At 60.1% G+C, this 7,446-nt stretch carries 6 protein-coding genes; all 6 read left to right on the plus strand.

The window, feature by feature from the left end:
• Window positions 1–25 precede the first annotated feature (25 nt).
• From purC to AAF555_10065, 6 genes are read left to right on the plus strand one after another with little or no spacing between them, the layout of a single operon-like run.
• A complete protein-coding gene (gene purC, locus AAF555_10040) occupies window positions 26–754 on the plus strand; it encodes a phosphoribosylaminoimidazolesuccinocarboxamide synthase (protein ID MEM6911905.1) in 729 nt (242 codons plus the stop codon).
• Window positions 738–1,187, plus strand: a complete 450-nt coding sequence (locus AAF555_10045) for a hypothetical protein (GenBank protein ID MEM6911906.1) — start codon at window positions 738–740, stop codon at window positions 1,185–1,187. The genes purC and AAF555_10045 overlap by 17 nt, the downstream gene beginning before the upstream one ends.
• Window positions 1,188–1,193: 6 nt before the next feature.
• Window positions 1,194–3,599 carry a phosphoribosylformylglycinamidine synthase subunit PurL gene (gene purL / locus AAF555_10050; protein MEM6911907.1) on the plus strand — a complete coding sequence of 802 codons (2,406 nt, stop codon included), beginning with the start codon at window positions 1,194–1,196 and terminating at the stop codon, window positions 3,597–3,599.
• Window positions 3,569–4,294, plus strand: coding sequence for a phosphoribosylformylglycinamidine synthase I (gene purQ, locus AAF555_10055; protein MEM6911908.1), 726 nt, complete (start codon window positions 3,569–3,571; stop codon window positions 4,292–4,294). Before purL ends, purQ begins: the two co-directional genes overlap by 31 nt.
• Window positions 4,291–5,298 (plus strand): phosphoribosylformylglycinamidine cyclo-ligase, encoded by a 1,008-nt coding sequence (gene purM, locus AAF555_10060; protein ID MEM6911909.1) that lies wholly within the window; start codon window positions 4,291–4,293, stop codon window positions 5,296–5,298. The genes purQ and purM overlap by 4 nt, the downstream gene beginning before the upstream one ends.
• Before the next feature lie 16 nt (window positions 5,299–5,314).
• Window positions 5,315–7,264, plus strand: a complete 1,950-nt coding sequence (locus AAF555_10065) for an amidophosphoribosyltransferase (GenBank protein ID MEM6911910.1) — start codon at window positions 5,315–5,317, stop codon at window positions 7,262–7,264.
• Window positions 7,265–7,446: the final 182 nt, after the last annotated feature.

Raw genomic sequence — 7,446 nt, forward strand, 5'->3', positions numbered from 1 at the left:
CTTGATTGAGAACACCTTATCGCGAATGGAGGCCATCTACGAAGGGAAAGCCAAGCGCTTGTTCGCGACCGACCACCCCCACGAACTCCTGATGGAGTTCAAGAACGATGCCACGGCCTTCGATGGGAAGAAAAAGGCCGAGTTCGAGGAGAAGGGCCTCCTCAACACCGCCATCAGTCTCCTGATTTTTGAGCTTTTGGGAAAGCGCGGAATCGAACACCACTTGGTCCGCTCGGTCGATGAGACGCGGGTCATCGTGAAGAAGGTCGAGATCCTTCTGGTGGAGGTCATCGTGCGGAATGTGGCGGCGGGCGGCTTCAGCCGGAAATATGGCGTGGAAGAGGGCAGGCCTTTCTCCGCGCCCACGGTGGAATTTTCCTACAAGAGCGATGAGTTGGGCGATCCCCTTCTCAATGACGATCACATTCGCGAGCTGGGCCTGGCCACGGCGGAGGATTTGGCTTTTCTGCGCGAGGCGGCTCTGCGAGTGAACGAGATTTTAAGCGAGCTTTTTGCCAAGGCGGGCCTGCGGCTGGTCGATTTCAAGCTGGAGTTTGGTCGCTTGGCTGAGGATCCATCCCGAATGGTGTTGGCGGACGAGATCAGCCCGGATGGTTGCCGCCTGTGGGACTTGGAAACCAATGAGAAGATGGACAAGGACCGCTTCCGACGCGATCTCGGCGGGGTCATGGAAAGCTACCGCGAGGTGCTTCGTCGCCTGCAAACCGTGTTAAAGGATGGAACTGCGAGTTGAGGTCAAAAGCCGCTACCAAGAGCCGGAGGATGCCTCGCAGCTCCTTTATGCGCCGCTCTCCTACGAGGCCTCGGTCCTCCAAAGCCGCCTCTACCATCTTGACTTTGCGGGCCAGCTGGAGGCGGCCCAGAACTTTGTCCGCAAGGTGCTGGTGGACCCTGTCAGTCAGGAGGTGGGCTGGGACGGGCGGCCCTTGGTGGCGGGGGCCAAGTTCTTTCTCGATTACGGAATGAAGGCGGGTGCGCTCGATTTGGAGAAAGAGGCCATTCTGAGCTACTACCGGAATTTGACCGAGAAGCCTTTCGCTTTGGAGGGCTTGCGACTGGCTACGCGGGTCTATGTCTTCGGGGACTCGGTCGAGGAGACGCCTTTCGTCCGAGACATTTGCAATCCTGCCATCCATTCTTGGTCGATCGCGACCGCTACCGCCTGATCTCCCGTGCCCGAAACCAGCCAAGCGAGTTTCCAGTCCCTTCCGCTCCTCGATCTCGATCCCGACGCCTTGGAGGCGCTCAGTCGGGAACGCAAGCTGTCCCTCCTGCGCGAGGACATGCTCGTCATCCAGGCCTACTTCCAGAAGGAGGGTCGCGAACCGACGGATGTGGAGCTGGAAGTGATCGCCCAAACGTGGAGCGAGCACTGCAAGCACCGGATTTTCGGAGCGCGAATCGAGCACCGCACGCCTGCGGGCAGGGAAGTCATCGACGGTCTCTTCAAGACCTTCATCAAAGACCCGACCGAGCGCATCATGGCGCAGAAGCCCGGCTTGGTGGTTTCGGCTTTCGTGGACAATGCCGGCTTCATCAGAGTCGACCAAGAGACCGCCGTCTGCCTGAAAGCGGAAACGCACAATCACCCCTCCGCCATCGAGCCCTACGCGGGTGCCAACACCGGCTTAGGTGGTGTCATTCGGGACATTCTCGGCGCGGGAAAGGGGGCCAAGCCGATTGCTTCGCTGGATGTGTTTTGCTTTGGGCAACCCGACACGCCCCCGGAGCAGATCAAGGGACAGGACGTCATTCATCCTTTGGGCGTGATGCGGGGAGTGGTGCGCGGGGTGCGCGATTACGGCAATCGCATGGGCATTCCCACCGTTTCAGGCGCCATTCAGTTCGACGACTGTTACATTTACAATCCTCTGGTTTACTGCGGGACGGCCGGGGTCATTCCGATCCGGGATATCCCCAAGGAGGTCAAGGCGGGCATGAAGGTCTTGGCGGCCGGCGGGCGGACCGGGAAAGACGGTCTGAAAGGAGCCACCTTTTCCTCGGCCTCGCTCACGACCGGTTCCCACGAGGAGGACCAGCAGGCGGTGCAGATCGGCAATCCCATTGAGGAAAAGAAGGTCGGGGATTTCATTTTAGAAGCACGCGATGAGGGCTTGATCGACTTCATCACCGATTGCGGGGCGGGAGGCTTTTCGAGCGCGGCCGGAGAGATGCTGAGCGAGTGCGGGGGGTCCATTTACCTGGAGAATTGCCCGCTCAAGGCACCGGGTCTGACCAGTTGGGAGATTTTCCTGAGCGAAAGTCAGGAGCGAATGGTCATGGCCGCCGAACCGGAAAAGGTGGCCCGTCTGCAAGAAATCGCAGATCGCTACGAGACCGAATTGAGCGTCTTAGGGGAGGCGGATGGCTCGGGCGTTCTCAAGGTGACTCACCATGGCGTGATGGTGTGTGAGCTGCGTTGTGGCGATCTCCACGATGCCCCCAGGCGGTCCTTCGTGACGGAGTGGTCCATTCCCGAGCCCACCCCGCTTTCCCTGCCTGAGGTGGGCCAGGCTGGTCCGCTCTTGCGGGAGGTGTTGGGTGATTTCAATGTCTGCTCCCGCTCGCCCATCATTCGCGAGTATGACCACGAGGTCATGGGCCATACCCTGCTCAAGCCCTTGGCTGGCGCCCAGGGGGACGCCCCGCAGGATGGCAGTGTCATCGATCTCGGCTTTCACGACAAGGCGGCTGCCATCAGTCTGGGGATTCTTCCGGAGTGGGGCAAGACCGACCCCTTTGCCATGGGGGCGGCCACCGTGGACGAGTGCGTGCGCCAGTTGGTCCTGGTGGGGGCCGATCCCGATGAAATCGGGCTGCTCGACAATTTCTGTATGGGCAATCCAGACGACCCCCGGGAACTGGGAGCCCTCGTGGAGTGCGTCAAAGGCATGTCGGCCGCGGCGGTAGCTTTTGGAGCGCCTTTCATTTCGGGGAAAGACTCGTTCTACAATTTCTTTGAAACCGAAGACGGCTCGATCTCCATCCCCACGACCCTCTTGGCGAGCGGAATTGGCATCGTGCACCATCTCGATCACATCCTGGGCTCTTCCCTGCGCCGGGCCGATTCGGTCATCGGTATTCTCGGGGCCACGACCGGGGAACTGGGCGGGAGTGTCTTGGCCCGTCGGGCGGAGTTGGGGGTGCAGCCCGTCCCGGCGACCGAGGCCGGGGCCGCTATGGCCAGCTACCGGGACTTTCATGAGGCGCGTCGCAACGGGCTCTTTCTGAGCGCCCACGATTGCTCGGAGGGAGGACTGGTGACGGCCTTGGCCGAAATGGGCTTCTCAGGAAAGGGGGGGTTGGAAATCGATCTGGAGGCGCTCCCGGTCCGGGGCGAGGTGCCTGCTCTAGCCCGGCTTTTCGCGGAAACGCCTTCCCGCATTCTTTTGGAAATCTCCCCGGAGAAGGTGCCGGATGTCTTGGCGGTCTTTTCCGATCATCCGTTCGCTCTTTTAGGGCAGGCTCGCAGTCAGCATGCCGATTTGGTCGTGACCCAGGGCGAGACCCCCCTCCTGCGCGAATCTCTCAGCGATCTCAAAGCACTATGGAAAAGCGGCCTCAAGCGCTACTATTGAAGTTCCCCGGAACGAACTGCGATGCCGAAACCCGCCGCGCCTTGGAGCTGGTCGGCTTTGGCACCACCTTGCTGCCCACGGCCGAGCTGACGCCCCGGCATCTGGAGCCAGCGGATCTGGTGCTCTTTTCGGGTGGCTTCAGCTACGGGGACTACATCATGGCAGGTCGCTTGGCCCAGCTGCGGCTGGAAGAGAAAGTGGGCGGGGCCCTGAAGGAGTTCGTGGCGGCAGGGGGGTGCCTTCTCGGCATTTGCAATGGCTTCCAGATTCTCACGAAAACGGGGCTGCTCCCCGGGGGCAGCCTCATTGACAACAGTTCGGGTCGGTTTGTCTGTCGCTGGGCGGGTTTGAGAGTGGAAGCACCCGAGAGTCCTTTTTTGCAAGGGGTGCCCCGGGAGTTGGAGCTTCCTGTGGCCCACGCCGAAGGACGCTTTGTGAGCGAGCGAGCGGTGCAAGAACTGCGGGATGCGGGAGCCATCGCCCTGACGTACGCTGAGAACTTCAATGGCTCGGCGGCGGCCATCGCGGGCTTGCAAGATGAGACCGGGCGGGTGCTGGGGCTCATGCCTCACCCGGAGCGCTTTCTCCATCGCCGCCATCATTATGATCCCGATTGGCAAGGCGAGGGCGAGCGCGGTACGGGCTATTCTTTTTTCCAATCGATCTACCAGCACCTGCTTTCCCCCACCTCATGAGTAAAAAGCTGACCTACAAGGAATCCGGCGTTGATATCCAAGCGGCGGCCGAGTTTGTGCACGACATCGATGAACTCCGGGCGCGGACCGAGGGGCGTCGCAAGCTTTTCGGAGCCTTCGGCCTCTTTGCGGCCAGTTACGACTTGAGCGGCTACCAAAACCCCGTGCTGGTGACAGGCTGCGATGGGGTGGGCACCAAGCTCGAGCTGCTCCTCAAGCATGATCTGCTGGAAACCGCTGGCAAGGATCTGGTGGCCATGAGCGTGAACGACATCCTCACGACGGGGGGGGACCCGCTGCTCTTTCTGGATTACCTCGGGGTGGCGAAGTTGGAGAAACCGATTCTGACGCGCTTGGTGGCGGGGATGGCGGAATACCTCGAGGAGTGCGGCTGCATTCTGGCGGGGGGAGAAACGGCCGAGATGCCGGGGATGGTGCCGGAAGGCTTGGCAGAGTTGGCCGGGTTCTGCATTGGGGCGGCCGAGAAAGAGGACTTGCTGGATCCGTCTCAGATTGCAGAGGGCGATGTCTTGGTGGGCTTCCCCAGCGATGGCTTTCATGCCAATGGCTGGAGCCTTATTCGACGCGTGCTCCGGGAGAAGGCGGAGGCCTTTTCGGACGATGAAATCGTGGAGCTGCTGGCCCCGACCCGGCTTTACTGGGATGTGGTGGCTGCCATTCGCGAGATCGGTGTCCGGCCCAAGGGCTATGCCCACATCACCGGCGGGGGCTTGCCCGAGAACTTGGAGCGGCTCTTTCCGGAGGGCTTGGCCGCGGAGTTGACCATTCCGAGGTGGGAGAAAGGGGCGGTCGGCAAGGTGCTGAGCCAGGTGGACGGCGATGATGCTTTTTGGACTTTCAATATGGGCATCGGATGGGTCGCGATTCTCCCAGAAGCCGAAGCCGAAAAACTGACCCACTTGGATCCGGCAGGCAGGATGGTGGGGCGTATGGTGCGCCCGTCTTCCGAGCGACCGCGGGTGGCCATCGCCATCGATTCCTAAAACCCCTCTCCTCCCCATGAGCGATCCCATCGGACATGAATGCGGCGTGGCGCTGATCCGTCTGCGCAAGCCCTTGGAATACTACCAGCAGAAGTATGGGACTGCTCTCTACGGCTTCCAAAAGCTCTTCCTCCTGATGGAGAAGCAGCACAACCGGGGTCAGGATGGCGCGGGGATCGGGTGCTGCAAAATCAATACGGCCCATGGGCAGCCCTACTTGTTTCGAGAACGCAATTCCTCGAAAGCGAATTCGCTTTCCAAGGTGTTTCGAGGCCCGCAAAAGACCTACCAGGAATTGCGGCGGGCCCAAATCATCGATGAGGCCAAGCCTGAGACGATCAAAGAGCATTTTGACTTTGGCGGGCAGATCCTACTGGGGCACCTCCGCTATGGCACGTCCGGCGCCTTTGAAGAGGGCTCCTGCCACCCTTACATCCGCCGGAGCAACTGGGCCACCAAGAGCCTGATGGTGGCGGGCAATTTCAATATGGCCAACGCCGGCGAGCTCAATCGCCTGATGGTGCGCCGGGGCCAGCACCCGGTCTTTGGCACCGACACCCAAACGGTCTTGGAAGAAATCGGCTTCCATCTGGATGAGGCGCACGATGCCATTTACCATCGCTTGCGGGACGAAGGCCTGCCGGGCGAAAAGATCCCCTTGGGCATCTCCCACGAGCTGGATCTCCAGCGGCTGGCCCGCGTTTCGGCCGAATACTGGGATGGCGGCTATGCCATCGCAGGCACGGTCGGGAATGGCGATGTCTTTGTGATGCGGGATCCCAATGGCATTCGTCCCTGCTTTTACATCCAGAATGAGGAGTTGGTGGCGTTCGCCTCGGAGCGCGTGCCGCTTATGACCGTCTTCGGGGTGAGCCAGGAAGAGGTGAGGGGCCTGCCCCCGGGCCATGTCTTCGCCATCAAAGCGAGCGGCGAGATTTCGCTGGACCGTTTCAACGAAGAAAAGGCCCTCGCCCCGTGTTCCTTCGAGCGGATTTACTTTTCCCGGGGGAATGACCCCATCATCTACCGCGAACGCAAGCGCATGGGGCAAAAGCTCGTTCCCCAGATCATCCAGTCAGTCGGGGATGACTTGGAAAACACCGTCTTCAGCTTCATCCCGAACACGGCCGAAGTGGCTTACCACGGTCTCATGCATGGCCTGCGGGAGTACCGCCGTGAGCAGGTCCGAGAGAAGCTCCGGAGGGCCATTCTGGCGGGGAGCCTGAATGAGGGAAACATCGACGAAACGCTCGACGAACTCATCATGGCCAACTGGCCGCGGGGGGAAAAGATCGCGCACAAAGACATCAAGCTGCGCACCTTCATCAGCCAGGAAAGCGGGCGCAACCAATTGGTGAGTCACGTCTACGACGTCACTTACGGAGTGGTCCAAGCGAAGGACAATCTGGTGGTGGTGGACGATTCCATTGTGCGAGGGACCACCTTGCGGAAGTCCATTCTGCATATCCTGGCTCGACTCAATCCCAAGAAGATCGTGATTGCCTCGACCGCTCCTCAGATCCGCTATCCGGATTGCTATGGGATCGATATGTCAGAACTAGGCAAATTCATCGCCTTCCAAGCCGCGGTCGAACTGCTCAAAAGCCGAGGGCGAAACCGGGTCTTGGAAGAGGTGCGGGAGGCCTGTGTCGAAGAGTTGCGCAAGCCCGTCTCTGAAATGGGCAACTGCGTGCAGCGCATTTATGAGCCGTTCAGCCCAGAGGAGATTTCCCAGCAAATCGCCCAACTGGTCAGGCCGACTGACAGCGCTTGGAAGGGGGAGATTGAGATTGTCTACCAGAGCATTGAGAATCTGGCGGCCAGCATCGATCCCCCCTGTGGCGATTGGTATTTCACGGGCCACTACCCCACCCCAGCGGGCTACGCGGTGGCCAATCGGGCTTACCTCAATTATGCCGATAAGGTGGGAGGCCGGACCTATGATCTCTTTTCGAGTGGGGTTTGAGGCTGGTCGCTCGAAGTTTGGTAGAAGGATCGATCGGGACACTAGTGTCCCGTTAGGAAAGTCTTTTGCAAATTGAACTGACTTTGGAGAGGATTTCTTCTGGGGTTGCGGTCCAACGGAAAGGGCGAGGGTCTTGATTGTGTTTTTCGAGGTAGTTCAGAATCGCCTTTTTTAGCTCAGTC

Source organism: Verrucomicrobiota bacterium, from assembly GCA_039027815.1.
Lineage (GTDB): Bacteria > Verrucomicrobiota > Verrucomicrobiia > Verrucomicrobiales > JBCCJK01 > JBCCJK01.